At 52.5% G+C, this 25,286-nt stretch carries 25 protein-coding genes and 3 tRNA genes; 15 read left to right on the plus strand and 13 right to left on the minus strand.

Translation table 11 applies throughout. From position 1 onward, the window contains the following. Nucleotides 1–41: 41 nt before the first annotated feature. Nucleotides 42–1,688: a chaperonin GroEL gene (gene groL, locus N7E69_RS10625; RefSeq protein WP_000729126.1), complete on the plus strand. Its 1,647-nt coding sequence runs from the start codon at nt 42–44 to the stop codon at nt 1,686–1,688. A 243-nt stretch (nt 1,689–1,931) separates the two neighbouring features. After that, nucleotides 1,932–2,285, plus strand: coding sequence for a DUF4156 domain-containing protein (locus N7E69_RS10630; protein WP_000558210.1), 354 nt, complete (start codon nt 1,932–1,934; stop codon nt 2,283–2,285). Between the two features lie 47 nt (nt 2,286–2,332). Here N7E69_RS10630 and N7E69_RS10635 read toward each other — a convergent pair whose 3' ends face one another. Further along, nucleotides 2,333–3,190 (minus strand): YjeJ family protein, encoded by an 858-nt coding sequence (locus N7E69_RS10635; protein ID WP_001229230.1) that lies wholly within the window; start codon nt 3,188–3,190, stop codon nt 2,333–2,335. 281 nt (nt 3,191–3,471) lie between these two features. Then, nucleotides 3,472–4,500 carry an EF-P beta-lysylation protein EpmB gene (gene epmB / locus N7E69_RS10640; RefSeq protein ID WP_000940471.1) on the minus strand — a complete coding sequence of 343 codons (1,029 nt, stop codon included), beginning with the start codon at nt 4,498–4,500 and terminating at the stop codon, nt 3,472–3,474. Nucleotides 4,501–4,540: 40 nt separating this feature from the next. On the opposite strand from epmB, the gene efp reads away from it, so the two are divergent. The 3 genes from efp (at nt 4,541) to ecnB (ending at nt 5,556) form a co-directional block, all read left to right on the plus strand. Beyond that, nucleotides 4,541–5,107: an elongation factor P gene (gene efp / locus N7E69_RS10645; RefSeq protein WP_000257282.1), complete on the plus strand. Its 567-nt coding sequence runs from the start codon at nt 4,541–4,543 to the stop codon at nt 5,105–5,107. A 60-nt stretch (nt 5,108–5,167) separates the two neighbouring features. Next, entirely contained in the window at nt 5,168–5,302 is a 135-nt protein-coding gene (locus tag N7E69_RS10650) for an entericidin A/B family lipoprotein (protein WP_001595192.1), read from the plus strand. A 107-nt stretch (nt 5,303–5,409) separates the two neighbouring features. Then, entirely contained in the window at nt 5,410–5,556 is a 147-nt protein-coding gene (gene ecnB, locus N7E69_RS10655) for a lipoprotein toxin entericidin B (RefSeq protein ID WP_000239598.1), read from the plus strand. A 30-nt stretch (nt 5,557–5,586) separates the two neighbouring features. Here ecnB and N7E69_RS10660 read toward each other — a convergent pair whose 3' ends face one another. Further along, nucleotides 5,587–6,174 (minus strand): helix-turn-helix transcriptional regulator, encoded by a 588-nt coding sequence (locus tag N7E69_RS10660; RefSeq protein WP_000912957.1) that lies wholly within the window; start codon nt 6,172–6,174, stop codon nt 5,587–5,589. Nucleotides 6,175–6,430: 256 nt separating this feature from the next. Between N7E69_RS10660 and sugE the strand changes: the two genes are divergently transcribed. After that, nucleotides 6,431–6,748, plus strand: coding sequence for a quaternary ammonium compound efflux SMR transporter SugE (gene sugE, locus N7E69_RS10665; protein WP_000118469.1), 318 nt, complete (start codon nt 6,431–6,433; stop codon nt 6,746–6,748). Nucleotides 6,749–6,764: 16 nt separating this feature from the next. Here sugE and N7E69_RS10670 read toward each other — a convergent pair whose 3' ends face one another. The 5 genes from N7E69_RS10670 to frdA all read right to left on the minus strand — a co-directional run bounded on the left by N7E69_RS10670 (nt 6,765) and on the right by frdA (nt 10,703). Continuing rightward, nucleotides 6,765–7,298: a lipocalin family protein gene (locus N7E69_RS10670; RefSeq protein ID WP_001221671.1), complete on the minus strand. Its 534-nt coding sequence runs from the start codon at nt 7,296–7,298 to the stop codon at nt 6,765–6,767. Between the two features lie 111 nt (nt 7,299–7,409). Next, nucleotides 7,410–7,769 carry a fumarate reductase subunit FrdD gene (gene frdD, locus N7E69_RS10675; protein WP_000609650.1) on the minus strand — a complete coding sequence of 120 codons (360 nt, stop codon included), beginning with the start codon at nt 7,767–7,769 and terminating at the stop codon, nt 7,410–7,412. A gap of 10 nt (nt 7,770–7,779) precedes the next feature. Next, nucleotides 7,780–8,175: a fumarate reductase subunit FrdC gene (gene frdC, locus N7E69_RS10680; protein ID WP_000208766.1), complete on the minus strand. Its 396-nt coding sequence runs from the start codon at nt 8,173–8,175 to the stop codon at nt 7,780–7,782. 10 nt (nt 8,176–8,185) lie between these two features. Beyond that, nucleotides 8,186–8,920 (minus strand): fumarate reductase iron-sulfur protein, encoded by a 735-nt coding sequence (gene frdB, locus N7E69_RS10685; protein WP_000829509.1) that lies wholly within the window; start codon nt 8,918–8,920, stop codon nt 8,186–8,188. Then, complete coding sequence (frdA, locus tag N7E69_RS10690) at nt 8,913–10,703, minus strand: fumarate reductase (quinol) flavoprotein subunit (protein ID WP_001192957.1); 1,791 nt, start codon at nt 10,701–10,703, stop codon at nt 8,913–8,915. Before frdA ends, frdB begins: the two co-directional genes overlap by 8 nt. 322 nt (nt 10,704–11,025) lie before the next feature. On the opposite strand from frdA, the gene epmA reads away from it, so the two are divergent. From epmA to N7E69_RS10705, 3 genes are all read left to right on the plus strand, one after another. After that, nucleotides 11,026–12,003, plus strand: coding sequence for an elongation factor P--(R)-beta-lysine ligase (gene epmA, locus N7E69_RS10695; RefSeq protein WP_000004793.1), 978 nt, complete (start codon nt 11,026–11,028; stop codon nt 12,001–12,003). 225 nt (nt 12,004–12,228) lie between these two features. After that, nucleotides 12,229–13,731 carry a glutamate/gamma-aminobutyrate family transporter YjeM gene (gene yjeM, locus N7E69_RS10700; RefSeq protein WP_000149872.1) on the plus strand — a complete coding sequence of 501 codons (1,503 nt, stop codon included), beginning with the start codon at nt 12,229–12,231 and terminating at the stop codon, nt 13,729–13,731. 51 nt (nt 13,732–13,782) lie between these two features. Further along, nucleotides 13,783–14,097, plus strand: a complete 315-nt coding sequence (locus tag N7E69_RS10705; protein ID WP_000074660.1) for a YjeO family protein — start codon at nt 13,783–13,785, stop codon at nt 14,095–14,097. 66 nt (nt 14,098–14,163) lie between these two features. On the opposite strand, the gene mscM is transcribed toward N7E69_RS10705, so the two are convergent. The 3 genes from mscM to rsgA form a co-directional block, all read right to left on the minus strand. Then, on the minus strand, nt 14,164–17,490 hold the full coding sequence (gene mscM / locus N7E69_RS10710) for a miniconductance mechanosensitive channel MscM (protein ID WP_001236755.1): 3,327 nt from the start codon (nt 17,488–17,490) through the stop codon (nt 14,164–14,166). A gap of 18 nt (nt 17,491–17,508) precedes the next feature. After that, a complete protein-coding gene (gene asd / locus N7E69_RS10715; RefSeq protein WP_000934949.1) occupies nt 17,509–18,477 on the minus strand; it encodes an archaetidylserine decarboxylase in 969 nt (322 codons plus the stop codon). A gap of 91 nt (nt 18,478–18,568) precedes the next feature. Continuing rightward, nucleotides 18,569–19,621 (minus strand): small ribosomal subunit biogenesis GTPase RsgA, encoded by a 1,053-nt coding sequence (gene rsgA / locus N7E69_RS10720; RefSeq protein WP_000041953.1) that lies wholly within the window; start codon nt 19,619–19,621, stop codon nt 18,569–18,571. Nucleotides 19,622–19,727: 106 nt separating this feature from the next. Between rsgA and orn the strand changes: the two genes are divergently transcribed. Further along, a complete protein-coding gene (gene orn, locus N7E69_RS10725; RefSeq protein WP_001271546.1) occupies nt 19,728–20,273 on the plus strand; it encodes an oligoribonuclease in 546 nt (181 codons plus the stop codon). Between the two features lie 61 nt (nt 20,274–20,334). Here orn and N7E69_RS10730 read toward each other — a convergent pair whose 3' ends face one another. After that, nucleotides 20,335–21,075, minus strand: a complete 741-nt coding sequence (locus N7E69_RS10730; protein ID WP_000727897.1) for an arginine ABC transporter substrate-binding protein — start codon at nt 21,073–21,075, stop codon at nt 20,335–20,337. A 275-nt stretch (nt 21,076–21,350) separates the two neighbouring features. Here N7E69_RS10730 and N7E69_RS10735 point away from each other — a divergent pair. The 3 genes from N7E69_RS10735 (at nt 21,351) to N7E69_RS10745 (ending at nt 21,890) form a co-directional block, all read left to right on the plus strand. Next, nucleotides 21,351–21,426, plus strand: a tRNA-Gly gene (locus tag N7E69_RS10735). Between the two features lie 156 nt (nt 21,427–21,582). Next, nucleotides 21,583–21,658: transfer RNA gene (locus N7E69_RS10740), tRNA-Gly, on the plus strand. Nucleotides 21,659–21,814: 156 nt separating this feature from the next. Next, a tRNA-Gly gene (locus N7E69_RS10745) sits at nt 21,815–21,890 on the plus strand. A gap of 269 nt (nt 21,891–22,159) precedes the next feature. On the opposite strand, the gene queG is transcribed toward N7E69_RS10745, so the two are convergent. Further along, nucleotides 22,160–23,299 carry a tRNA epoxyqueuosine(34) reductase QueG gene (queG, locus tag N7E69_RS10750; protein ID WP_001615111.1) on the minus strand — a complete coding sequence of 380 codons (1,140 nt, stop codon included), beginning with the start codon at nt 23,297–23,299 and terminating at the stop codon, nt 22,160–22,162. Between queG and nnr the strand changes: the two genes are divergently transcribed. Both nnr and tsaE read left to right on the plus strand, forming a co-directional pair. Continuing rightward, nucleotides 23,298–24,845: a bifunctional ADP-dependent NAD(P)H-hydrate dehydratase/NAD(P)H-hydrate epimerase gene (gene nnr / locus N7E69_RS10755; RefSeq protein ID WP_000968672.1), complete on the plus strand. Its 1,548-nt coding sequence runs from the start codon at nt 23,298–23,300 to the stop codon at nt 24,843–24,845. The genes queG and nnr overlap by 2 nt on opposite strands. Continuing rightward, nucleotides 24,817–25,278 (plus strand): tRNA (adenosine(37)-N6)-threonylcarbamoyltransferase complex ATPase subunit type 1 TsaE, encoded by a 462-nt coding sequence (tsaE, locus tag N7E69_RS10760; protein WP_000981984.1) that lies wholly within the window; start codon nt 24,817–24,819, stop codon nt 25,276–25,278. Before nnr ends, tsaE begins: the two co-directional genes overlap by 29 nt. Nucleotides 25,279–25,286: the final 8 nt, after the last annotated feature.

The raw sequence follows: 25,286 nt of genomic DNA on the forward strand, positions 1-25,286 counted from the left end.
CGCGAACGACACTGAACATACGAATTTAAGGGAAAGAGAAAATGGCAGCTAAAGACGTAAAATTCGGTAACGACGCTCGTGTGAAAATGCTGCGCGGCGTAAACGTACTGGCAGATGCAGTGAAAGTAACCCTCGGTCCGAAAGGCCGTAACGTGGTTCTGGATAAATCTTTCGGTGCGCCGACTATCACTAAAGATGGTGTTTCCGTAGCGCGTGAAATCGAACTGGAAGACAAGTTTGAAAACATGGGCGCGCAGATGGTGAAAGAAGTTGCCTCTAAAGCGAACGACGCTGCAGGCGACGGTACCACCACCGCGACCGTACTGGCGCAGTCCATCATTACCGAAGGCCTGAAAGCCGTTGCTGCGGGCATGAACCCGATGGACCTGAAACGTGGTATCGACAAAGCGGTTGCTGCTGCGGTTGAAGAGCTGAAGGCGCTGTCCGTACCGTGCTCCGACTCTAAAGCGATTGCTCAGGTAGGTACTATCTCCGCTAACTCCGACGAAACCGTAGGTAAACTGATCGCGGAAGCGATGGATAAAGTCGGTAAAGAAGGCGTCATCACCGTTGAAGACGGTACCGGTCTGCAGGATGAACTGGACGTGGTTGAAGGTATGCAGTTTGACCGCGGCTACCTGTCTCCTTACTTCATCAACAAGCCGGAAACTGGCGCAGTAGAGCTGGAAAGCCCGTTCATCCTGCTGGCTGATAAGAAAATCTCCAACATCCGCGAAATGCTGCCGGTTCTGGAAGCCGTTGCAAAAGCAGGCAAACCGCTGCTGATCATCGCTGAAGATGTTGAAGGCGAAGCGCTGGCTACCCTGGTTGTTAACACCATGCGTGGCATCGTGAAAGTGGCTGCTGTTAAGGCACCGGGCTTCGGCGATCGTCGTAAGGCGATGCTGCAGGATATCGCTACCCTGACCGGCGGTACCGTAATCTCTGAAGAGATCGGTATGGAGCTGGAAAAAGCAACCCTGGAAGACCTGGGTCAGGCGAAACGCGTTGTGATCAACAAAGACACCACCACCATCATTGATGGCGTGGGTGAAGAAGCTGCCATCCAGGGCCGTGTTGCTCAGATTCGTCAGCAGATTGAAGAAGCGACCTCCGACTACGATCGTGAAAAACTGCAGGAGCGCGTAGCGAAACTGGCAGGCGGCGTTGCGGTTATCAAAGTTGGCGCTGCGACCGAAGTTGAAATGAAAGAGAAGAAAGCCCGCGTTGAAGATGCCCTGCACGCGACCCGTGCTGCGGTAGAAGAAGGCGTGGTTGCTGGTGGTGGCGTTGCGCTGATCCGCGTTGCTTCTAAAATTGCTGACCTGAAAGGCCAGAACGAAGACCAGAACGTGGGTATCAAAGTTGCGCTGCGCGCAATGGAAGCTCCGCTGCGTCAGATCGTGCTGAACTGCGGCGAAGAGCCGTCTGTTGTCGCTAACACCGTTAAAGGCGGCGACGGTAACTACGGTTACAACGCAGCAACTGAAGAATACGGCAACATGATCGATATGGGTATCCTGGACCCAACCAAAGTTACCCGTTCTGCGCTGCAGTACGCGGCTTCTGTGGCTGGTCTGATGATCACTACCGAGTGCATGGTGACCGACCTGCCGAAAAGCGATGCTCCTGATTTAGGCGCTGCTGGTGGCATGGGTGGTATGGGTGGTATGGGCGGCATGATGTAATTGCCCACACCCTGCATCCTTCAGGCTGCAGATGCGTTGGCTAACCCCAGTCACTTACTTGAGTAAGTGACTGGGGATTAACAAACTGGCCGCCTTCCTGCAACCAGAATGATTTGGATGTTTATCTCCCAGAATTGAGAAACCCCCGGGCAGAAATGACCGGGGGTTTTTCTTTTAGTCATCTTTTTAGTATAAGATTCAGATACGGACAAAACGTCCAGCTCATTGATTATGGGGAATAACATGCACGTGAAATATTTAGCAGGGATCGTTGGCGCCGCGCTGCTGATGGCGGGTTGTAGCTCCAGCAACGAACTCACCGCTGCCGGCCAAAATGTACGCTTTGTCGAAGATAAGCCAGGCGCGGAATGCCAGCTAATTGGTACGGCAACCGGTAAACAGAGTAACTGGTTTTCAGGCCAGCACGGCGAAGAGGGTGGCTCAATGCGTGGCGCAGCGAACGATCTGCGTAATCAGGCAGCCGCGATGGGTGGAAACGTGCTGTATGGCGTAAGTAGTCCGTCACAGGGCATGTTGTCCAGTTTTGTCCCGACGGCCAGCGAGATGAACGGCCAGGTTTATAAATGTCCGAATTGATATGTCTGGATCGTAACGCCCTCTGAAAGATTCAGAGGGCGATATGGTTAGCGTTTTCCCTGCGATGATGCCATGCGTAGATTATGCAACGCGCGCATGCATTGATCTTGCGTCAGACGCGCTGCTTTACCGGTTCCAGGCGTTCTGACAAAAACCTTACACGGTTTTCCTTCCAGCTTTTTAAGACGCGGGCTGAAATTCAGCAAGCGGCGTGATATTGCTTCAGCTTCTTTAGAGCCTGACTGACTACGGGTCTTAATGATGGTGCCGCAATCATGCGATTGTCCTGCCTCATCCGTATAACGATAAACGAGCGCTAAATAATGGTTATACAGATTATGTTTCCAGTCAGGCTGGTTATAGGTATCGAATTCGATATTACCGTTTTCCAGGCAGTCAGCATCGTATAATGGTAAAAAGTCCAGCATTGAAGAAATACGCAATGCGAGCTCACGCATTTCGGCATTATTAATGGCGTGAATAATAGCCATCACCAGAACTTCAACCTGCCACTCACCGACCTGTAAATCAAGATGGCTACCATTGTGCAGCTTTAACGTAAAAGTTAATACTTTTTCTGTATTATCGCTCAACGCTAAAGATTCAACACGCTGATTAACATCGGCGTTTTCCAGCTCTTCACGGAGTATTGCCGGAATATTCTCATGCATTTTAAGCACATGACTGCTTTTGGCTTTCTGGCGTTTTTCCTGCTCTTGTTCCGGAAGCGAGTGTTGTAAATAAAGCCGGTGTTCAAGGCCGATCAACAAGTCTCGCAGCGCGAGTACAGGAAAGAAAAGCAGTGTTTCTTTATTTCTCAGTGACTTCACCTTAAGCGCCAGCGCGATAAACTTATCATTGTGACGAATAACGCCGGTATTTAGTCCCTTAATCGTTAAGGCCATGTCAATTCTCCACAAATATAAAATAATTAAATGTTTTACTGCAATGTATTTGATATATAAATTGTTTATGCCGTCCTATAAAAAGGAGAACCAGTATAATTCGAAAATGCAGTACACGCTAAGCGAGTCCTAAAACGGACTTTATTGAAAAGAGAGGACCGGAAAGGTGTATTTAACGAAGGTTAGTTTATCCTCGCCAGAGGGTGAGGAGAATCGCGGGGGAATCTCCTCGTAATATTGCGCGCTAATATTTTTCGTCGTCCCTGACGCGCCCGCGAGGATTAGCACTGCCGAAGCTGTAAATCCAGCGGTGTTTTGCTCGGTTCGCCGCCGATTTCACGCGCCAGTCTTGGCACCATATAGCCGGATACCAGCGTGAGCAGTTCGCGCATGATTTGCCGGGCTTCGTCATCGGTGACCATAAAATGCGCGGCGCCCTGCACTTTATCCAGCACATGCAGGTAATAGGGCATCACGCCAGCGTCAAATAGCGCGTTGCTCAGATTCGCCAGCGTTCGCGCGTTATCATTCACGCCACGCAGCAGGACACTCTGGTTGAGAAGCGTGACGCCCACGTGGCGCAGTTTCTTCATCGCCAGGCAGAACGCCTCGTCCACTTCATTAGCGTGGTTGATATGGTTCACCAACAAAATTTGCAGACGTGACTGGTCAAAGCGGGCGACCAGTTCGTCAGTAATGCGTGCCGGGATGACGATAGGCAACCGACTGTGGATGCGTAGCCGCTTGACGTGCTTAATGGCTTCCAGTTGCGTGAGCAGCCAGTCCAGCTCATGATCTTTCGCCATCAGCGGATCGCCGCCGGAAAAGATGATCTCATCCAGTTCCGGGTGTGCGGCGATATACTCCAGCGCGACTGTCCAGTTGCGCTTATTGCCTTGATTCTCCGCATACGGGAAGTGACGACGGAAACAGTAGCGGCAATTTACCGCACATCCGCCTTTTACCAGCAATAGCGCCCGGTTTTGGTATTTATGCAATAATCCTGGCACCACGCTGTGTTGCTCTTCCAGCGGGTCGGTGGAGAAACCGGGGGCGACAATAAATTCATCCCGGGACGTCAGTACTTGACGTAAAAGAGGATCGTCAGGGTTGCCCTTCTCCATGCGCGCAATAAAAGCGCGCGGCACGCGGAGGGCAAACAAGCGCCTGGCGTCCTGTCCTGCCCGGAGGTTTTCATCAGCTTCAATCTGTAAAAGATGCAGCAGTTCGTCGGGATTGGTCACAACATCGGCAAGTTGCGCTAACCAATCTTCTCGCAATGGGATATTTAGGGTTACAATATGCGCCATTTTGTGGCTTAGCTACCAGTTAACAATTTCAGAGGGCCTTATGGCGACTTACTATAGCAACGATTTTCGTTCCGGTCTTAAAATCATGTTGGATGGCGAACCTTATGCGGTTGAATCCAGTGAATTCGTGAAACCGGGTAAAGGCCAGGCGTTTGCCCGCGTTAAGCTGCGCCGTCTGCTGACCGGCACGCGCGTTGAGAAAACCTTCAAATCGACCGATTCCGCTGAAGGCGCGGATGTAGTCGATATGAACCTGACTTACCTGTACAACGACGGTGAGTTCTGGCATTTCATGAACAACGAAACCTTCGAGCAGCTGTCTGCAGATGCCAAGGCTATCGGCGACAACGCAAAATGGCTGTTGGATCAGGCGGAATGCATCGTAACCCTGTGGAACGGTCAGCCTATCTCTGTCACTCCGCCGAACTTTGTTGAACTGGAAATTGTTGATACCGACCCAGGTCTGAAGGGCGATACCGCAGGTACTGGCGGCAAACCAGCCACGCTGTCTACTGGCGCAGTGGTTAAAGTTCCGCTGTTCGTGCAGATTGGCGAAGTGATCAAAGTCGATACCCGTTCCGGCGAATACGTATCCCGCGTAAAATAATTTACGTTATCGGGAAAAATGGTGCAGCGTATGCTGCGCCATCCTTTTTTTCGCGCCTCAATGATGAAACGCTTTATCAGCCTTGTCGCGCTGGTTCTTCTTACCAGCACATTATTAACGGCATGTAATACCGCCCGCGGCTTCGGCGAAGATATTCAGCATCTTGGCCACGCCATCTCCCGCGCAGCCAGCTAATCGCTTCTCGTCTTCCTAAAATTAGTCGATCGCCCGTCATTTTCTGGGATGTTGTCTATTATTAAGTTGCTATACACAAACAACATTGGCTAGAAAAGGAAGACATTATGGTTAAAAAGACAATTGCAGCGATCTTTTCTGTTTTGGTACTTTCCACTGTATTAACTGCTTGTAATACCACGCGCGGCGTGGGCGAGGACATCTCGGACGGTGGTAGTGCGATCTCTGGCGCTGCAACCAGAGCTCAGCAGTAATCATCAACGGTACGGCATGGCGTCGTACCGTTAATCGATTTTCTCCGGAAGCATAAGAAAGGGAGAATACCGATTATCCATATGAAGTTTCATACGGATATTACGCTTATAGGTGTAAACCGTTTTCCCGTGAATGCCAAGCGCATACGCAATCTCTTTATTGCTGGTGCCTTCCGTCCACATCGCGAGCACTTTTTCCTCCTGCGGAGAGAGCAATGGCGTGGCGCTTTCCGGCGCTTCCTGCAGTGGATGAGTATGTAGCGCTCCTTTAATTCGTTGTGCAAGCTCATGTAAAGGCGTGTGTTTAGATAACACCGCATGACTGGCATATTGCGGTCTGTACGGCATATTCCCTGACTGTAATAATACCAACGGCGTCATCCTGCAGGCGGCAAAAAATGCATTGATAGGCTGTTCGGGTAAGGCATCGTTGAGAAAACCATATAAATCAGCGATAACCAGGTGGGGCTTCCATTGCAGAATATGTTCTTTCGCCAGTATAAGGTTATTCATCCCGGATACCAGCAGTGAAGAACTGAGCACATCAGTGTGATTAAGCCAGGCCTCCATGCCCGTACGGGTAAAGTGGCATCGGTCTATCACTAAAATTTTCAACATAGTTTTTTGCACCCGGAAGTAGATAAAGCACTTTCTTTCCCAGAAGGCGTTCCATCATAGAGAACTCCTGTGGGCGCTAAATGCGAAAACTACGCGTCTTAAAAGGGCCAATTCCCGCCTTTAGACGGAAAAAAATAAAAAGGTTGAAATTCATTTTCTCTCAGGCAAGAATGGCTTTTCATCCGTATACGTTACAGGACGACCTGTAAACGCTATTCTCACCGGGGACGGCCCCATTAATTATCTGGAGCCTGCTATGTCCTGGATCATTCTATTAATCGCTGGTTTACTTGAAGTGGTATGGGCTGTCGGCCTGAAGTATACCCACGGTTTTTCTCGTCTGACCCCCAGTATTATCACCATTACGGCCATGGTTATCAGTATGGCGTTACTTTCCTGGGCAATGAAAACGCTGCCTGTTGGAACGGCGTACGCCATCTGGACCGGCATCGGCGCCGTTGGGGCGGCAATCACCGGTATCCTTCTGCTGGGCGAGTCTGCCTCACCGGCGCGTTTGCTCAGTCTTGGCTTGATCGTCGCGGGTATCATTGGGCTAAAACTCAGTGCGCATTAATTCGTCGCTGATATTGCTACGAACCTGATTGTTTTACCCAAATTAATTTATTGACGTCAAACCCCTCCCGGGTCGCGACGGCCAGCATTTGCTGTTTTATTTCCTCAGAAAGCGTTGGCGTGCGAGAGAGTATCCACAGATAGTCGCGATTCGGGCCGCACACCAGCGCATGACGGTATTCCCGGTCAAGCGCAATCACGTTATAGCCGCCGTAGAACGGGCCGAAAAAAGAGACCTTGAGCGCGGCGCGGTTTGGACTACCGGTAAAATACGCTTTGCCTTCTGTTTTTTGCCACATTCCCCGATCCGGGTTATAGCCTTTATTGATGACATTAATCCCGCCATCGTCACGCAGACTATAGGTGGCCGTGACTTGTTCCAGCCCACGTTCAAATCGATGATCGAGGCGTGCGATCTCATACCAGGTGCCGAGGTAACGTTTGGCATCAAAGTTATTTACCACGGTAACGCCTTTAGGCGGAGTAGGCGAACTACAGGCGACAACCAGAAATGCAGCCGTAACTGCAGCAACGACGGGCAGAATGCGCATAAAATTTTCCTTCCAGTGTTTTTTTCTAAGTGTAGAACCTGGCGGGAAAATGAGAGGCAGGAAAAGAAAAAACGCCCTCTTATCGGGTAGATAAGAGGGCGTCGTGGCAACTTAGAGAGTGATAACGCCAATCGCCGTCACAACGGTCAGGATTGCCGCCAGACCGTAAAAGACCCATTTGCCCGCAGGCACGTGGATTTTCAGGTCATGCATCGCGTGGTGCATACGGTGTAGGCCACACCATAGCGGCAGCACGATCATCAGGAACAGAAAAACGCGACCAATAAAGCTTTGGGCGAACGTCAGTACGCGCTCAAAACTCAGGGCATCGCCCGGAAATAGCCCCAGCGGCAGCATGATGCCAACCAGTAGCACGATCACCGGCGCGATGATCGCGCCCCACATACCGCCTGCGCCAAACAGTCCCCAGAATACGGGTTCATCAGAACGTTTTGGGTTTGGATTAATCATCCGGGACTCCTTACCAGAACAGGGCAACATACAGAATGACTACGGTGACTACCGCAGTGACCACCCAAAGCCCTTTGATGATTGGCTCTGGCCCCATTTTTTCGTCTTTTACAATGATATTGGCCGCCTTCGGCGCCAGTTCAAACCAGGTTTTGGTGTGCAGCAGCGCGGCCGCCAGGGTGATCAGGTTTAAGATCACTACCACCGGGTTTTGTAAAAAGCCGACGAATCCCATCCAGGATTCCGCGCCGTGTTTGAGCGCAAACAGACCGAAAATCAGTTCAATACTGAACCAGACTGTCGGCACCGCTGTGCCTTCGCGCAGCATATAAAAGCGATAAAACGGCAGTTTTTTCCACCAGGTGGACGTCATCGGCCGCACATAGGGTTTGCGTTTAGTCGTCATGTTGCACTCCTTAGCGTGGTTTCAGGGTAGCGATAAGAAAGTCTTTCGAGCTTTCCACTTTACCCTGCTGAATGGCCGCAGCCGGATCGACATGTTTTGGACAGACTTCGGAGCAGTAGCCCACGAAAGTACAGGTCCATACGCCGTTCGGACTGTTCAACTGCGCCATACGCTCCTTCTTACCGTGATCGCGGCTATCTTCGTTATAGCGATGCGCCAGCGTAATCGCAGCCGGTCCGATAAATTCAGGATTCAGACCGAACTGCGGGCACGCGGCGTAGCACAGACCACAGTTGATGCAACCGGAGAACTGGTGATACTTCGCCATTTGCGCCGGGGTCTGGACATTCGGCCCCTGATCTGGCGTGCGAGAGTTGCCAATAATGTACGGTTTGATCGCTTCCAGGCTTTCGATAAAGTGCGTCATATCGACAACCAGATCGCGCTCAATCGGGAAATTCGCCAGCGCTTCCACCTTCATACCATTGGTGTAATCGCGCAGGAAGGTTTTACACGCCAGTTTAGGGACGTTGTTGACCATCATGCCGCAAGAGCCGCAGATCGCCATACGGCAGGACCAGCGGTAGCTCAGGTCTGGCGACAGGTTATCTTTGATGTAGCCCAACGCGTCCAGTAGCGATGTTGTTTCATCATAAGGAACTTCATAGAAAGCACTGTGCGGCGCGGTATCGGTTTCCGGGTTATAGCGCACCACCTCAACTTTCAGGTTTTTCATCTCAGCCATTCGCCTTCTCCTTCTTATCGGCTGCTTCCGCTTCACCGCCGTAAACACGTTTGGCTGGCGGCAGGGTGGTGATTTTCACGTCGCTGTATTCCAGACGGGTCGTGCCATCAGCATCGCGGAAGGCGAGGGTGTGCTTGAGGAAGCTCACATCGTCGCGCTCGGTACAGCCTTCATCCAGACGCTGATGCGCGCCGCGGGACTCTTTACGCGCCAGCGCAGAGTGCGCCATACATTCCGCCACGTTCAGACCATGACCCAGTTCGATGGTATACAGCAGGTCAGTGTTGAACACGCTGGAAGTATCGGAGATACGTACGCGCTTGAAACGTTCCTGAAGCTCGGCCAGTTTATCAACGGTTTTCTGCATCAGTTCCGGGGTACGGTAAATACCGCAACCTTCTTCCATAGACAGACCCATCTCATCGCGGATCTTCGACCAGTTTTCGTTGCCTTCCTGGTTCACCAGATTTTTCAGACGCTGTTCAATATCGGCAACCTGGGCGTCGAGCGCGGCGCTATTTGCGGCGCCTGCCGTAGCAGCGCGTTCCATTGCTTGTTCGCCAGCCAGACGACCAAACACCACCAGTTCCGCCAGCGAGTTGGAACCGAGGCGGTTCGCGCCATGCAGGCCAACAGAGGAGCATTCGCCAACGGCAAACAGCCCTTTGACACGGCTTTCACAGTTCTGGTCGGTTTCAATGCCGCCCATGGTGTAGTGCGCGGTCGGACGTACTGGAATCGGTTCTTTAACCGGATCGACGCCGACATAGGCTTTCGCCAGTTCGCAAATGAACGGCAGACGTTCATGCAGTTTCTTCTCGCCGAGATGACGCAGATCGAGGTGAACCACATCGCCGCGCGGCGTGGAGATGGTGTTGCCTTTACGCCATTCGTGCCAGAAAGCCTGGGATACTTTGTCGCGCGGCCCCAGTTCCATATATTTGTTTTTCGGCTCGCCCAGCGGCGTTTCGGGGCCCATGCCGTAGTCTTGCAGGTAACGGTAGCCATTTTTATTGACCAGAATACCGCCTTCGCCGCGGCAACCTTCAGTCATCAGGATACCGGAACCTGGCAGGCCGGTCGGGTGATACTGAACGAATTCCATATCACGCAGCGGAACGCCGTGGCTCAGCGCCATGCCCATCCCGTCGCCGGTGACGATGCCGCCGTTGGTGTTATAGCGGTATACGCGGCCTGCGCCGCCTGTCGCCATGACCACGGCGTTGGCGCGGATTTGCACCAGCGTGCCTTCCATCATGTTCATTGCCACCAGGCCGCGCGCATGGTTGTCATCAACCAGAATATCCAGCACGAAATGTTCGTCAAAGCGCTGGATTTGTGGGAACTGCAGGGAAGTCTGGAACAGGGTATGCAGCATATGGAAGCCGGTTTTATCCGCGGCGAACCAGGTACGCTCGATTTTCATACCACCGAAGCGACGCACGTTAACGCTACCGTCCGGACGGCGGCTCCACGGGCAGCCCCATTGCTCCAGCTGCGTCATCTCAGTGGGACAATGGTGGACAAAGTAATCCACGACATCCTGCTCACACAGCCAGTCTCCGCCTGCTACCGTATCGTGAAAATGGTAGTCAAAGCTGTCATGATCCTGGGCGACAGCGGCTGAACCCCCTTCGGCAGCGACGGTGTGGCTGCGCATCGGGTACACTTTTGAGATCAGTGCGATTTTAGCATTGGGATTCGCCTGTGCGGCAGCAATTGCAGCACGTAATCCCGCGCCACCGGCGCCTATAATGGCAAGATCGGCTTGAAAGGTTTGCACGACATTCCTCCAGATTATTGTAATTTCACCCTCGCGCAGCCAGATAAAGCCTCTGGGTTCTGCGAAGTATGAATGCGTTTCCACTGCTCCTTTATGGGTACAACAGTATAGTCTCAGGGATGTGAGGGAAATTTGACGTGTTCGATTTTTTTAGCGTATCAGAGGGATGAATTATCATTGATTTTGATTAATTTAATTACTAAACCATCTGAAATCACTTTTTTTACCCTCCAGAAGGCGCCCGATACGCCAGTGCAAAATTTGTTTCGCCCGCGCGTTGCGAGTAGACTTCGTGACCTTGTCTTAAACTGGAGAAAGAATCATGAGCGAAACGGCAACCTGGCAGCCGAGCGCGTCCATCCCCAATTTATTAAAACGTGCGGCGATTATGGCGGAAATCCGTCGTTTCTTTGCCGATCGTGGAGTGCTTGAGGTTGAGACGCCCTGCATGAGTCAGGCGACGGTCACAGACATTCATCTGTTCCCGTTCGAAACGCGTTTCGTCGGACCTGGCCATTCCCAGGGGATCAACCTCTATTTAATGACCAGTCCGGAATACCATATGAAACGCCTGCTGGCGGCAGGGTGCGGCCCGGTTTTCCAGCTATGCCGCAGTTTCCGTAATGAAGAGATGGGACGACATCATAATCCGGAATTCACTATGCTGGAGTGGTATCGCCCGCATTACGATATGTACCGCCTGATGAATGAAGTGGATGATTTGCTTCAGCAAGTGCTGGATTGTCAACCTGCGGAAAGTCTCTCCTATCAACAGGCGTTTCAGCGCCATCTGGAGATTGACCCGTTATCAGCAGATAAAACGCAACTGCGTGAGGCGGCGGCAAAGCTTGATTTAAGCAATATCGCCGATACGGAAGAAGACCGTGATACGTTGCTGCAACTGTTGTTCACGATGGGGGTTGAGCCGCATATAGGTAAAGAAAAGCCGACCTTTATTTATCACTTTCCGGCAAGTCAGGCATCGCTGGCACAAATCAGTACCGAGGATCATCGCGTCGCCGAGCGCTTTGAGGTGTACTACAAAGGTATTGAGCTGGCGAATGGTTTCCACGAACTGACGGACGCACGTGAGCAACAACAGCGCTTTGAACAGGACAATCGTAAGCGCGCCGCTCGCGGTCTGCCGCAGCAGCCGATTGACCAAAATCTACTGGATGCGCTGGCCGCCGGTCTACCGGATTGTTCCGGCGTGGCGCTGGGTATTGATCGTCTGGTGATGCTGGCGCTGGGAGCAGAAAGCCTGGCGGACGTGATTGCTTTTACGGTCGATCGGGCGTAAATCTGAAATTCACTCTTTCGCGAGATAAAATGGCGCAATAAGCGCCATTTTATAGCATATTTTTTCAATTATCCTCTGTTTGCCACAACATAAGGCTGGAACTTTGATGCCATTTAGGTATCAATCCTGTGTTGATTTTTTTATCGCTGACCTTCGTAAAAAAGAAGGCGGCGTCAATCGGTGAGCGGCGTCTGGCAAACGCGCTCGAGCGTAAGGGATGGTTGAATGACCCACACGATAAAAAAGATGAGCCTTATTGGGCTTATCCTGATGATTTTTACTTCTGTTTTTGGTTTTGCGAATAGCCCGTCGGCGTTTTATTTAATGGGGTATAGCGCAATCCCGTGGTATATATTTTCTGCCTTGCTGTTTTTTATTCCATTCGCCTTAATGATGGCTGAAATGGGTTCCGCTTATCGCAAAGAAGAGGGCGGGATCTATTCGTGGATGAATAATAGCGTGGGGCCACGTTACGCGTTTATTGGCACGTTTATGTGGTTTTCATCGTATGTCATATGGATGGTAAGTACGGCGGCAAAAATTTGGGTACCGTTTTCTACTTTTGTTTTTGGCGCCGATATGACGCAGCACTGGCGTATTGCAGGGCTTGAGCCTACGCAGGTTGTCGGGCTGCTCGCCGTCGGCTGGATGATTCTGGTGACGTGTGTCGCCGCCAGAGGGATCAATAAAATTGCGCGAATTACGGCGGTCGGAGGTATTGCCGTAATGTGTCTTAATTTAGTTTTATTGTTAGTGAGTGTCGCTATTTTGTTATTAAATGGTGGGCATTTTGCACAAGAAATTAATTTTACCTCGTCACCGAATCCGGGTTATCACTCCGGCCTGGCAATGTTGTCATTTGTGGTATTTGCTATTTTTGCGTACGGCGGTATTGAGGCTGTCGGCGGACTGGTGGATAAAACCGAGAAACCGGAAAAGAATTTTGCGAAAGGTATTGTTTTCGCGGCTATTGTGATTTCAATTGGTTATTCTTTGGCGATCTTTTTATGGGGCGTCAGCACTAACTGGCAACAGATATTAAGTAATAGCGCCGTTAACTTAGGGAATATTACCTACATTTTGATGTCGAGTTTAGGCACGACATTAGGTAACGCGTTAAACCTTTCTCCGGACGCAGCGATGACGGTGGGCGTCTGGTTTGCGCGTATCACCGGCCTTTCTATGTTTCTGGCTTATACCGGCGCGTTTTTTACGTTGAGCTATTCACCGCTGAAAGCCATTATTCAGGGGACGCCAAAAGCGTTGTGGCCCGCGCCGATGACGACACTGAACGCTAACGGTATGCCGGCGACCGCTATGTGGCTACAGTGCGTGCTGGTGAGTCTGTTTATTTTGCTGGTCTCTTTTGGCGGTGACACCGCATCGGCGTTTTATAACAAACTCACGCTGATGGCGAACGTCTCAATGACCTTGCCATACCTGTTCCTTGCGCTGGCATTTCCCTTCTTTAAAGCGCGTCAGGATCTGGAGCGGCCATTTGTTCTCTTTAAAACCAAAGCCTCTACCCTGGTCGCGACGGGTGTTGTGGTGCTGGTGGTGACGTTTGCCAACGTCTTTACCATCATCCAGCCGGTGATTGAAGCTGGGGATTGGGACAGCGCCTTGTGGATGATCGGTGGGCCGATCTTCTTCTCGCTGCTGGCGATGGCGATTTATCAGAATTACAGCAGCCGCATGAGCGCTGATCCGGAGTGGGCGGCGGAGTAATCTTTGTCCGGATAGCGTTAGCTCATCGGCTTTATGAAAAGGATATTTATAATGAGTCCGAAAATGTTTGCATTGTGCGCTATCTGGCTTTTACTGGCTATCCCACTCATCGCTGTATTTTCAGTCCTGGATAAAGAGTGGATGATTGGCGAGAGTGGGATAAACAACATTTGTGATGTGATGAGAACTGTCGAAAATGATGATTCCAGAGGTTTTGGCGCGATGATGACGCTGCCCCTGTTTTTCCCGTTTTTTTACGTTATTGTGTATAAGAAAATACGTAGTTGGTTTTTGTACTGTGTCGCGTTGGTGATATTTGCTTACTGGTCCTGGCAATTCTTCCTGCGCTATCAGTTTTGTGTGTGATCTATGCTAAAAGACCTGATAAGCCTATGTCATCGAGTCTTTTAGCGTCATCCGGCGCCATTGCGTTTACAAACTCCCCGCCGGGCGGCTGGTTTTACCCGCTGACGTTAACGTTCTCCCCGTTTGTTTACCGCCGAGGCTCTCCAGACGCATCTGGAACGGCGGGAACGGCATATCAATACCGTGCTCGCGGAAGCCCGCCAGAATCAATTGGTGGATCTCATGGCGTAATGGCATACGGTGTCCCATTTCCGCGGCATAGATACGCAGTTCGAAAATCTGAATACCCTGCTGGAGATCCACCAGAAAGATTTCAGGCGGCGGGTTATCAAGCACCAAAGAACAGCGCTGCGCCGCCGTCAGCAGAATTTGCGTCACCTCTTCGCTATTGGCATCTGCTGGCGCCGGGATGGTTAACACCACGCGCGTAACGGAGTCAGACAGCGACCAGTTGATAAACTGTTCGGTGATAAAGGCTTTATTCGGCACGATAATCTCTTTACGATCCCAGTCACTGATAGTGGTGGCGCGGGTATTGATTTTGGTCACGCTGCCGGTGAGATCGCGAATGGTCACCGTATCGCCGATACGAATCGGCTTTTCAAACAAAATAATCAGGCCGGAGATAAAGTTAGCGAAAATTTCTTGCAGGCCAAAACCAAGCCCAACGCCGAGCGCGGCCACCAGCCATTGTAGCTTCGACCACTCAATGCCGATCATCGAGAAACCGACCAGCCCGCCAATCAGCATTAACAGATATTTGGTGATGGTCGTGATGGCGTAACCGGTACCAGGCGTTAAATCGAGATGCTGTAATAACGCCAGTTCCAGCAGCGCAGGCAGATTACGCACCAACTGCGTGGTGATGATAAAGACCAGAATCGCAATGAGCACCGCCCCCAGAGTAATCGGCTCCAGGCTTTCCACGCCTTGCACCGTAGAGGTGACATCCCACAGCGAAATATTCTCCAGGAAGCCGAATGCCGAGTGGATTTCCGACCACAGTACAATTACCGATAGCAGGGCGATAAGCATCAGAATTGAGCGGACCAGACGCAGCGACTGAGCGCTAATAGCGTCAAGATCGATTTCACTTTCATCGATGTCGACCGCGCCTTCCAGGCTGGAGGAGTGCGCCGGCTCTTCTTCGCCGCGCGCGCGCTGCGCCAGCATTTCCGCCCGACGATGTTTGGCGCGGTCAAAAGCCAGTCGGCGTCGTTGGATCAGCATCCAGCGGCGAATGACGTGATAGATGACCAGCAACAGGAACCAGATGGCGACCGAGGTTTCCAGTCTCGCCAGTAGCGCCTGCGCCGTGGCCAGATAACCCACCGCCGCCGCCAGAATCGCGATAAGCGGCGCGCCCATCAGCATATTCCACAGCAGGCTGTTGACCATGTTGTCGCCGTTGCCTTCTTTATCAAGATAGAGCGGGATGCCCGCTTTTTTCAGACTCAGCGTGACCAGCGCCAGCGCGCCGCATATCAGGATGAAGCAAAGGCGGCCCAACGAGCCGGAAAACTCCCGATCGTTAAGATTATCAAACATGATCACTGCCATGATGAGCGGCACGATCAGCCCAATGCTCATCAGGTAGTAGCGCATCGCTTTCGCTACCCGGTTTCGCGGCCAGCCGAAATGCGCCACAAACAGACCATTAGGACGGGCAAAAGCGGCGCAAATCATGACTACCCACAACAGCGGTACTGTCGCCGTCACGCCATCACCGATGGCGACGGCCAGCGGATACGGCCAGGCTTCCTGTAGACCATAGCCGAGCGTCGCCCACAAGACCGGCAGCGGCGAGGCGACCAGAATCGACCAGAACACCGTTCGCAGCGTCAGCGAGAAGTGATCCTGGGTGACTTTCCCGACGCGCGAGGCCGAGCGCTCAAGGAACCGGTTGAAGTGTTGACGTGAATAGAGGCTAAACCCGACCAGCGCCAGCGCGCCGAATAACGGCAGTAGCGTCTCTTTGCTGGTCAGCATCATGATGCTGGCTTTACCTAACTGATTAAACGTATCTAATGAGATAAGCCGGCGTAAATCCTGAACCAAATCAACAGGCCAGGAGAGCGATAGCGGGCTAACGTCAGCGGTCCAGAACAGATAACGGTGGGTCGCTTCATTAACCTCTTTAAGCGCATCCTCCAGTTGGCTGTTGGAGACTTTCAGTTTGGTCAGCTCCAGGATCAGCGTATCGCCGCCCTGTAACAAAGAGTTGAGCAGCTCGCGCTGAGTGCGAAGCTGGGCGTCAAGAATCTGGTTTTGCTCGGCGGTCAGCGGCTGTCCATTGGCCTGACGTATTTGCCGTAGCTGCGGCTGTTTATTGAGTAATTCTTCATAGCGCATACGGTGAACGCGTAGCTGCGCCATTTCCGTATCAAGCTGCTGCGGTTTAGGCATCTCTGGCAGACGGGCGACCTGCGCGCGCAGCGCTTCGCCAAGCATGTTGGACACGCCAAGCCATTGCGACTGCTCCCGCAGCGTATTGAGCGCCTGACGCACCTGTAACGTTTGGCTGGTGGCCTGTCGCTGCTGCGAGGCGACCAGATCCATCCGCTGCGCTTGTTGATTAAGCGCCTGTGACAGCTCGCGGTTGACTTTAAATTGTTCGACGATACCTTCCGGCAAACCGGCGCTGTTTTCCGCCAGCAGCTCAGTGCTTTCCAGCGCGCGTTCCGCTTCACGTTGACGCAGGCTGTTGAGCTGATTGCGCAGCGCCTGAAGATACGCATCCAATTGCTGACTCTGTTTTTCCGCCAGCTCGGAACGCAGACGAGCCAGTTCCTGCCGGTTGTTGGCGGACAGTTGCGCCAACTCCAGTTCGTCGACTAACGCTTTTAGTTTGGCGGACTCCGCCTGCATACTGAGACTTTGCGCCTGGCTAAGCGCGGCACTTCCGCCTGCGGCGCCGAGTCGTCGCTCAATCTCATTAAGCTGGCGGCGGGCGTCGTTTTGCTGTTGGGGAAGCTGGCTGAGCGAGTCGGCGATCTCCCTGACGCGCTCCTGCTCCTGTTGCGCCTCGCGGGTTTTATCCAGTAGCTGGCTGCTAACCTGCAAGATCTCCTGATTTAACGCTTCGGTGGACATCTCTGGCGGTACGCTGCGAGGTTCATCGCGCAGATTATTCAACTGGGCGCGCAAGGTGGCGGATAGCTTAGGGAAATTATCAATAACGTGTTGATATTGTTTCGCGCGCTCAAGCGAGCCTTTTCGCTCTTCAAGCGCGTTTAACGCAGTCTGGAGCGCCTCAACGGCTTCCGGCTGAGCGGGCTTCGCCGCTTTTGCCTGCTCCAGTTCCTGCGTGATTTGTTTGGCGTCGGGGGCCGTTGCGGCAAACGCCCCCGTGCTGAGGCACCAGGCCATCAGAAAAGCGATAATCAGGCGCACGTCAGCATTCTCTCTTGATTAGGTGTCGTCTTTTTTATTGTCAACCAGCGGGCTGGCGTCGTGTTCGGCTTTAATTTCTTCTGCCGGCAGCGGAGCAGGTTCTACCTCCGGCGCGACGAATGTTTCGGTCGACGTCGCCAGCGGTTGGCCAATTTTGGTAACGGACAGGCTTGCCAGCGACGCGATCAGATTCACTTTCCCCGGCGCAAATAAGTTGATAACCGTGGAACCCAGTTTAAAGCGCCCCATCTCCTGGCCTTTCAACAAGGCGACAGACCCTTCATGTTCGCCTTCTGGCCAGGTCCAGCGCTTGATGATGCCTTCGCGCGGCGGGGTAATGGTCCCCGCCCAGACGGTTTCGATACTGCCGACAATAGTTGCGCCGACCAGAATCTGCGCCATAGGGCCGAACTCGGTATCAAACAGACAGATAACGCGCTCGTTGCGGGCAAACAGGTTGGGGACGTTTTGCGCGGTCAGATGGTTAACGGAGAACAGATCGCCCGGTACGTAGATCATTTCGCGCAGGATGCCGTTGCATGGCATATGCACGCGATGGTAGTCGCGAGGGGAGAGGTAAGTGGTCACAAACGTGCCGTTGCGGAACTTATCCGCCATCAGGTAGTTACCCGCCAGCAACGCTTCAAGGCTGTAATTATGGCCTTTGGCCTGCAAAATTTTATCTTCTTCGATACGACCCAACTGGCTTATCACGCCGTCGGCAGGCATAACCAGGATGTTAGGATCGGTATTGAGCGGACGCACGTCATCACGCAGCGGACGAACAAAGAAATCATTGAACGTACGATAGCTGGCGGTATCCGGTTTTTGCGCCTCGGTCATATCGACTTTGTAATACTTTACGAAGAGATCGATAACCAGTTTTGTCAGCCATCCTGCTCGTTTGCTTGCGCCCCAGCCCGCCAGGCGAGTGAGCCATAGTTTCGGCAGAATGTATTGTAGCGAAAGTTTAAATGAGTTTAACAAGGTAGCCTCCAGGCCATTGTTGTTCCTGAACCGGCAGTTATACCGGTATCCTGAAAAAAGGGGACGATTCTAACGACGCCTAGCGTATCTGTCAGTCGTCCGTATCAGAAAAGTTTTTACGCGTTTTTACCTGCGCCATACTTTCAAGAATTCGGTGATAATTTTCGAAACGGGTTTCCGCAATAGCGCCGTTCTCTACCGCCTCGCGAATGGCGCAGCCTGGATCGGCGTCATGCTTGCAGTCCCGGTATTTACAATGTCCCAAATAGTCATGAAATTCGACAAAGCCCTGGGTGATTTGTTCCGGCTCCAGATGCCATAAGCCGAACTCGCGCACGCCGGGGGAATCAATGACATCGCCGCCATGCGGGAAATGATACAGACGAGCAGCGGTAGTGGTATGTTGACCCAGACCGGAGACATTCGACACATCGTTCGTCAGAATCTCGTTCTGTAAGCCGAGCAGAGCGTTTAGCAGACTGGATTTTCCGACGCCGGACTGCCCGGCAAAAATACTGATGCGACCGGTTAACGCTTCTTCCAGCGGTTTCAGACCATCCTGCGTATGGCTGGAGACCATCAGCACGCGATAGCCGATATTGCGGTAGATATCCATCTGCTCATTAACGAAGTCCATACCTTCGTCGTCCAGCAGATCAATTTTATTGAGTACGATAAGCGGCTCAACCTGTAGGGTTTCACAGCCGACCAGATAGCGATCGATGATATTCAGCGACAGCTCCGGCAAAATCGCGGAGACGATAACGATTTGGTCAATGTTGGCGGCAATAGGCTTCACGCCGTCGTAGAAGTCCGGGCGCGTCAATACCGAGGTGCGCTCATGCACCGCTTCAACGATGCCTTTTACGTTGACGCCCTCTGCGGCGGCTTTGCCCGGACGCCAGACGACGCGATCGCCCGTCACCAGCGAACGGATAGTGCGGCGGATATTGCAACGGTGAACCTCGCCGTCAGCAGACTCCACATCGGCATGCATACCAAGACGGCTAATGACGATACCTTCTGCAGGCTCGCCAAACAGGTTGTCATCGTAGTCGGCTTTCTCCGCGGACGTTTTTAAACGACGCTGGTGATTGGCGTTCACACGGCGCTGCTGGCCTTTGGAGAGTTTATTTTTGCTCAATCGTACTGGCTCCTGGTCGCCCATAGTGGGCAAAACATCTATGATACACGCAATTGTAGATGAATATAGTCACAGTGAATGTGACCTCTGAAGGGTGGAAAATAGCATGAGTGCCGATGAAAACAACCTGATTTGGATCGATCTGGAGATGACAGGTCTGGACCCCGAGCGCGATCGCATTATTGAGATAGCCACGCTGGTAACGGATGCCAGCCTGAATATTCTGGCGGAAGGGCCGACGATTGCGGTACATCAATCCGATGCGCAACTGGCGTTAATGGATGACTGGAACGTGCGCACCCATACCGGCAGCGGCCTGGTAGATCGCGTTAAGGCAAGTACGATGGGCGAACGAGACGCTGAACTGGCGACGATTGAATTTCTGAAAACGTGGGTGCCTGCGGGTAAGTCGCCGATTTGCGGTAACAGCATCGGTCAGGATCGTCGTTTTCTGTTTAAATATATGCCGGAACTGGAGGCCTACTTCCACTATCGCTATCTGGATGTCAGTACGCTCAAGGAACTGGCGCGCCGCTGGAAGCCGGAGATTCTGGCCGGCTTTACCAAGCAGGGCACGCACCAAGCGATGGATGATATTCGCGAGTCGGTGGCGGAGCTGGCTTACTACCGCGAGCATTTCATTAAGCTGTGAGGCGTAACATGCCGGATGGCAACGCCAGAGCGTCTCATCCGGCAGCTCTCCCGCCACTGAATTACTGCGTAAACCATTTCTCCTGCATCTGCGCATATTCCGGCGACGCTTTCACCTTGTCGAGCGCGGCATTAATTTCTTGCAATAGCGCGTCGTTGCCTTTGCGTACCGCAATGCCTAACCCTTTTCCGTAGTAGTCAGGATCGCTGGCGCGTTCATCCATGATGGCGTAATCCGGATTGTTTTTTAGCCACTTACCAATCGCGGCGACATCGCCAAACACGCCCTCAAGACGGTTATTTTTCAGATCGGTAAAAGCGTTTAGATAGCTGTCATAGGCGACAGGCGTGATGGCTTGTTGTTTATCCTGCAAATAGCGCTGATGCGTTGTACCGTTTTCCAGACCGACTTTTTTGCCTTTCAGATCGGCAAAAGTGTGATAAGCCCCTTTACGCGTGACGACTACCGCCGATAGACCTTCGTAATAGGGTTGGCTAAAGGAGACCTGCTGCTCACGTTTGGGCGTCATATCCATACCGGCGATCACCGCATCAAACTTTTTGAAGCGTAGGCTGGGGATCAGACTATCAAAGCTCTGGTTAGTGAATGAGCACTCCGCTTGCATCTCTTTGCAGACCGCGTTGGCGACATCAATATCGAAACCAACAATTTTATTATCGGCATCGACAAACTCATAGGGCGCATAGGTGGCGGAGGTGCCAAAATGTAATGTTCTGGCGGAAACGGAAGCGGCGTGAACGGAGAGGCTGGCTAACAGCATGACAATAAGTTTTTTTTTCATCTTGATCCCTGATATCAATTGGATGTTGTGGTCACCGTGCTATTCTTTTTTTGGCGCAGGGTGCTATTCTGATTCTGTGCCTTTAGGCGTGGCGTGAAAAGTTTTTTGTTGCATAGCGCACGCTTTGCTCGTTTTTTGTCTTGTTTGGTGATTTAATCAGCATTCAAACAAAAATCGCGAAAAAATGCGTTCAGGGGCTTGCAGCTAAATGGATTTCTCGTATAATACGCCTCCCGTAACGACGCAGAAATGCGAATTACGACAGCAACAAATTTGCGGGAATAGCTCAGTTGGTAGAGCACGACCTTGCCAAGGTCGGGGTCGCGAGTTCGAGTCTCGTTTCCCGCTCCAAAATTTGAAAGTACTTGTTAAGTACAGACCACCAATCGCAGGATTTCGAGTTGCGACAAGGCGGCAACTGAATGAGTCCTCAGGAGCTTACTGAAGTAAGTGACTGAGGCGAATGAAGGCAGCCAACGCAGTAGCGGTTCGAAAGACGAAGATTATGCGGGAATAGCTCAGTTGGTAGAGCACGACCTTGCCAAGGTCGGGGTCGCGAGTTCGAGTCTCGTTTCCCGCTCCAAAATTTGAAAGTGCTTGTTAAGCACAGACCACCAATCGCAGGATTTCGAATTGCGACAAGGCGGCAACTGAATGAGTTCTCAGGAGCTTACTGAAGTAAGTGACTCAGGCGAGTGAAGGCAGCCAACGCAGTAGCGGTTCGAAAGACGAAGATTATGCGGGAATAGCTCAGTTGGTAGAGCACGACCTTGCCAAGGTCGGGGTCGCGAGTTCGAGTCTCGTTTCCCGCTCCAATTCTTATCTACAGTAAAATTATCCACAACGAATATCGCGTTGGGGCACGTTTTGTTCCGCTTTCGTCAGATCCTTGTAAACAGACTTATCCACAGGGCGGCCCATTACTCTTGGAATGCAAAAAATTATACCTGACGCGTAGAATTTCTATAATTTACTGAAAAATATAGAAAAAATAAGATTTCAAAACGTTAGCTTTATTGACTATTCCTTTTTTCCCTCTTGAATCGCAATGTGTTTTTATTTTTATACACAGCCTGTGAATAATTCAGGCATCGCGCACCAGCCCTTTTTCAATCACCCTGACCAGACGCTGTTTTTTCGGTAGCTGCACTTCAATGATGCAGGCGTTGCGCTTTTCAATTTGTTGCGCAATCGCCCATTCGATATGCTCATCGAGAAGTGGATGCTCACCCTTGCGGCTTTCCAGCGCCGTAATGACGGCATTACTCCACGGCGCATTCCCCAGCGCGACGGCAACATTGCGCAGCCAGCGTAAATGACCAATGCGCCGAATCGCAGAACCTTCAGTGACTTTCAGAAACTGCGCTTCGCTCCAGCTAAACAACTCAACCAAATCTGGGTTATGCAGCGCCTTGCGTGGGCTAAAATCTGCTTCGTCGGTCAACTGAGAGTAACGATTCCACGGACAGATAAGCTGGCAGTCATCGCAGCCGTAAATACGGTTGCCTATCAGTGGGCGAAATGCTTCCGGAATAGCGCCTTCCAGCTCAATGGTGAGATAAGAAATACAGCGCCGCGCGTCCACCGTATACGGTTCGACAATCGCCCCGGTCGGGCAAATGGTCATACAGGCGACGCATTTGCCGCAACCTTCCTCGACCGGCTGGTCGACCGGCAGCGGTAAATCAATCAGCAATTCCCCTAGGAAAAAGAATGAGCCCGCCTCCCGATTAAGGATAAGTGAGTGCTTACCCGTCCAGCCAAGTCCGGCTTTTTCCGCTAATGGGCGTTCAAGAATAGGCGCAGAGTCGACAAACGGTCTAAAATTCAGCGAACCGCAGTACTGCTGGATCTGCTCGCCCAGTTTTTTAAGGCGGCTGCGTAATAGCTTGTGATAATCACGCCCCAGCGCATATCGGCTAACGTAGCCCAGCGTGGGATCCTTCAACGTACTGGCAAACGCGGCGTTGGCGGGCAGATAGTTCATGCGCACGCTGATGACACGTAGCGTACCGGGTAAGAGTTCATGAGGCCGGGCGCGCATCATACCGTGGCGCGCCATCCATGCCATCTCGCCGTGGTATTGTTTGTCCAGCCACGCCTGCAGCGCAGGTTCGGATGCGCGCAGATCGGTATCAGTAATACCGACCTGCTGAAAGCCCAGCTCCAGCCCCCACTGCTTAATATTTTGCGCTAACTGATTGAGATCGAGGGGCTTTGACATGATGGACCATAACATGAAGAAAAACCCTGTAAGTATACCACACTCCATTTGGCCCGCCGATGACATCAAACGGCTGGAACGCGATGCGGCGGATGCCTTCGGACTCACACTCTATGAATTGATGCTGCGCGCTGGCGACGCGGCATTTCGGGTAGCCCGTGACAGTTATCCTGACACCCGACACTGGCTGGTGTTGTGTGGTCATGGCAACAACGGCGGCGATGGTTACGTTGTGGCGCGACTAGCGCAAGCGGCGGGCATTAGCGTAACGTTGCTGGCGCAGGAGAGCGACAAACCGTTGCCTGAAGAAGCGGCGCAGGCGCGCGATGCCTGGCTGAATGCTGGCGGCATTATCCATGCTGCCGATATTATCTGGCCGGAAGCGACGGATCTGATTATCGACGCGCTGCTTGGCACCGGCATAGCCCAGGCGCCGCGCGACCCGGTAGCCGGTCTGATTGAACAGGCGAACGCTCATCCTGCGCCGGTTGTCGCCGTCGATATCCCGTCAGGTCTGCTGGCGCAAACGGGCGCCACGCCTGGCGCGGTGATAAGCGCCGCGCATACGGTCACGTTTATCGCCCTGAAACCAGGCCTGCTGACCGGCAAAGCGCGTGACGTTATCGGCATACTGCATTATGACGCGTTGGGACTGGAAGGCTGGCTGGCAAGCCAGACGCCGCCGCTCCGGCGTTTTGACGCGACGCAGTTGGGGCAATGGTTAACGCCGCGTCGACCGACCTCGCATAAGGGCGATCATGGTCGTCTGGCGATCATCGGCGGCGACCAGGGAACAGCGGGCGCAATTCGGATGGCTGGCGAGGCGGCGCTGCGTACGGGGGCTGGGTTGGTCAGAGTACTGACCCGCGGTGAAAACATCGCGCCGTTGCTGACGGCCCGCCCGGAACTGATGGTACATGAACTCACGCCTCAGTCGCTGGAAGAGAGCCTGACCTGGGCTGACGTTGTGGTGATCGGCCCGGGGCTTGGGCAGCAGGAATGGGGCAAAAAAGCCTTACAGAAAGTAGAAAACGTCCGTAAACCTATGCTGTGGGATGCGGATGCGTTGAACCTACTGGCAATCAATCCTGATAAACGTCACAATCGCGTGATTACGCCGCATCCGGGAGAAGCTGCCCGCCTGTTAGGATGTTCTGTGGCAGAAATTGAAAGTGATCGCTTACTTTCAGCACAGCGTCTGGTAAAACGGTACGGAGGCGTGGTCGTGTTAAAAGGCGCAGGAACGATTATCGCCGCTGAACACCACCCTCTGGCTATCATTGACGCTGGTAATGCAGGGATGGCGAGCGGCGGGATGGGCGATGTCCTGTCCGGCATCATCGGCGCATTGCTCGGACAGAAGTTTACCCCGTATGATGCGGCATGTGTGGGATGTGTGGCTCACGGCGCGGCGGCGGACTTACTGGCAGCGCGTTATGGCGCTCGCGGCATGTTGGCGACCGATCTTTTTACTACGCTGCGGCGTATTGTTAACCCTGATGTGATTGACGTAAACCATGATGAATCGAGTAATTCCGCTACCTGACGAACAGGCGACGCTAGACCTGGGGCAACGGGTAGCCAACGCCTGCGATGGCGCGACCGTTATTTATCTGTATGGCGATTTAGGTGCCGGTAAAACGACGTTTAGCCGGGGATTTTTACAGGCGTTAGGCCATAACGGTAATGTAAAAAGCCCCACCTATACGCTGGTAGAGCCTTATGCGCTTGATAACATGATGGTATATCACTTCGACTTATACCGTCTTGCGGACCCGGAGGAGCTGGAGTTTATGGGCATTCGCGATTATTTCGCCAACGACGCCATTTGTCTGGTGGAGTGGCCGCAACAAGGTAAAGGCGTTCTCCCCGACCCGGACGTCGAAATCCATATTGATTACCAGGCGCAGGGGCGTGAGGCTCGCGTAAGCGCGGTATCCTCATCGGGTCATTCGTTACTGGCGCGTTTAGCCGATTAGCTATAAAG

This window comes from Salmonella sp. 3C (assembly GCF_025426275.1).
Taxonomy (GTDB): domain Bacteria; phylum Pseudomonadota; class Gammaproteobacteria; order Enterobacterales; family Enterobacteriaceae; genus Salmonella; species Salmonella enterica.

Bases quoted from the DNA above. Each gene is read 5' to 3' on its own strand.
- groL (WP_000729126.1), top strand. From the start codon at position 42: ATGGCAGCTAAAGACGTAAAATTCGGTAACGACGCTCGTGTGAAAATG.
- N7E69_RS10630 (WP_000558210.1), top strand. From the start codon at position 1,932: ATGCACGTGAAATATTTAGCAGGGATCGTTGGCGCCGCGCTGCTGATG.
- N7E69_RS10635 (WP_001229230.1), bottom strand. From the start codon at position 3,190: ATGGCCTTAACGATTAAGGGACTAAATACCGGCGTTATTCGTCACAAT.
- epmB (WP_000940471.1), bottom strand. From the start codon at position 4,500: ATGGCGCATATTGTAACCCTAAATATCCCATTGCGAGAAGATTGGTTA.
- efp (WP_000257282.1), top strand. From the start codon at position 4,541: ATGGCGACTTACTATAGCAACGATTTTCGTTCCGGTCTTAAAATCATG.
- N7E69_RS10650 (WP_001595192.1), top strand. From the start codon at position 5,168: ATGATGAAACGCTTTATCAGCCTTGTCGCGCTGGTTCTTCTTACCAGC.
- ecnB (WP_000239598.1), top strand. From the start codon at position 5,410: ATGGTTAAAAAGACAATTGCAGCGATCTTTTCTGTTTTGGTACTTTCC.
- N7E69_RS10660 (WP_000912957.1), bottom strand. From the start codon at position 6,174: ATGTTGAAAATTTTAGTGATAGACCGATGCCACTTTACCCGTACGGGC.
- sugE (WP_000118469.1), top strand. From the start codon at position 6,431: ATGTCCTGGATCATTCTATTAATCGCTGGTTTACTTGAAGTGGTATGG.
- N7E69_RS10670 (WP_001221671.1), bottom strand. From the start codon at position 7,298: ATGCGCATTCTGCCCGTCGTTGCTGCAGTTACGGCTGCATTTCTGGTT.
- frdD (WP_000609650.1), bottom strand. From the start codon at position 7,769: ATGATTAATCCAAACCCAAAACGTTCTGATGAACCCGTATTCTGGGGA.
- frdC (WP_000208766.1), bottom strand. From the start codon at position 8,175: ATGACGACTAAACGCAAACCCTATGTGCGGCCGATGACGTCCACCTGG.
- frdB (WP_000829509.1), bottom strand. From the start codon at position 8,920: ATGGCTGAGATGAAAAACCTGAAAGTTGAGGTGGTGCGCTATAACCCG.
- epmA (WP_000004793.1), top strand. From the start codon at position 11,026: ATGAGCGAAACGGCAACCTGGCAGCCGAGCGCGTCCATCCCCAATTTA.
- yjeM (WP_000149872.1), top strand. From the start codon at position 12,229: ATGACCCACACGATAAAAAAGATGAGCCTTATTGGGCTTATCCTGATG.
- N7E69_RS10705 (WP_000074660.1), top strand. From the start codon at position 13,783: ATGAGTCCGAAAATGTTTGCATTGTGCGCTATCTGGCTTTTACTGGCT.
- orn (WP_001271546.1), top strand. From the start codon at position 19,728: ATGAGTGCCGATGAAAACAACCTGATTTGGATCGATCTGGAGATGACA.
- N7E69_RS10730 (WP_000727897.1), bottom strand. From the start codon at position 21,075: ATGAAAAAAAAACTTATTGTCATGCTGTTAGCCAGCCTCTCCGTTCAC.
- nnr (WP_000968672.1), top strand. From the start codon at position 23,298: ATGATGGACCATAACATGAAGAAAAACCCTGTAAGTATACCACACTCC.
- queG (WP_001615111.1), bottom strand. From the start codon at position 23,299: ATGTCAAAGCCCCTCGATCTCAATCAGTTAGCGCAAAATATTAAGCAG.
- tsaE (WP_000981984.1), top strand. From the start codon at position 24,817: ATGATGAATCGAGTAATTCCGCTACCTGACGAACAGGCGACGCTAGAC.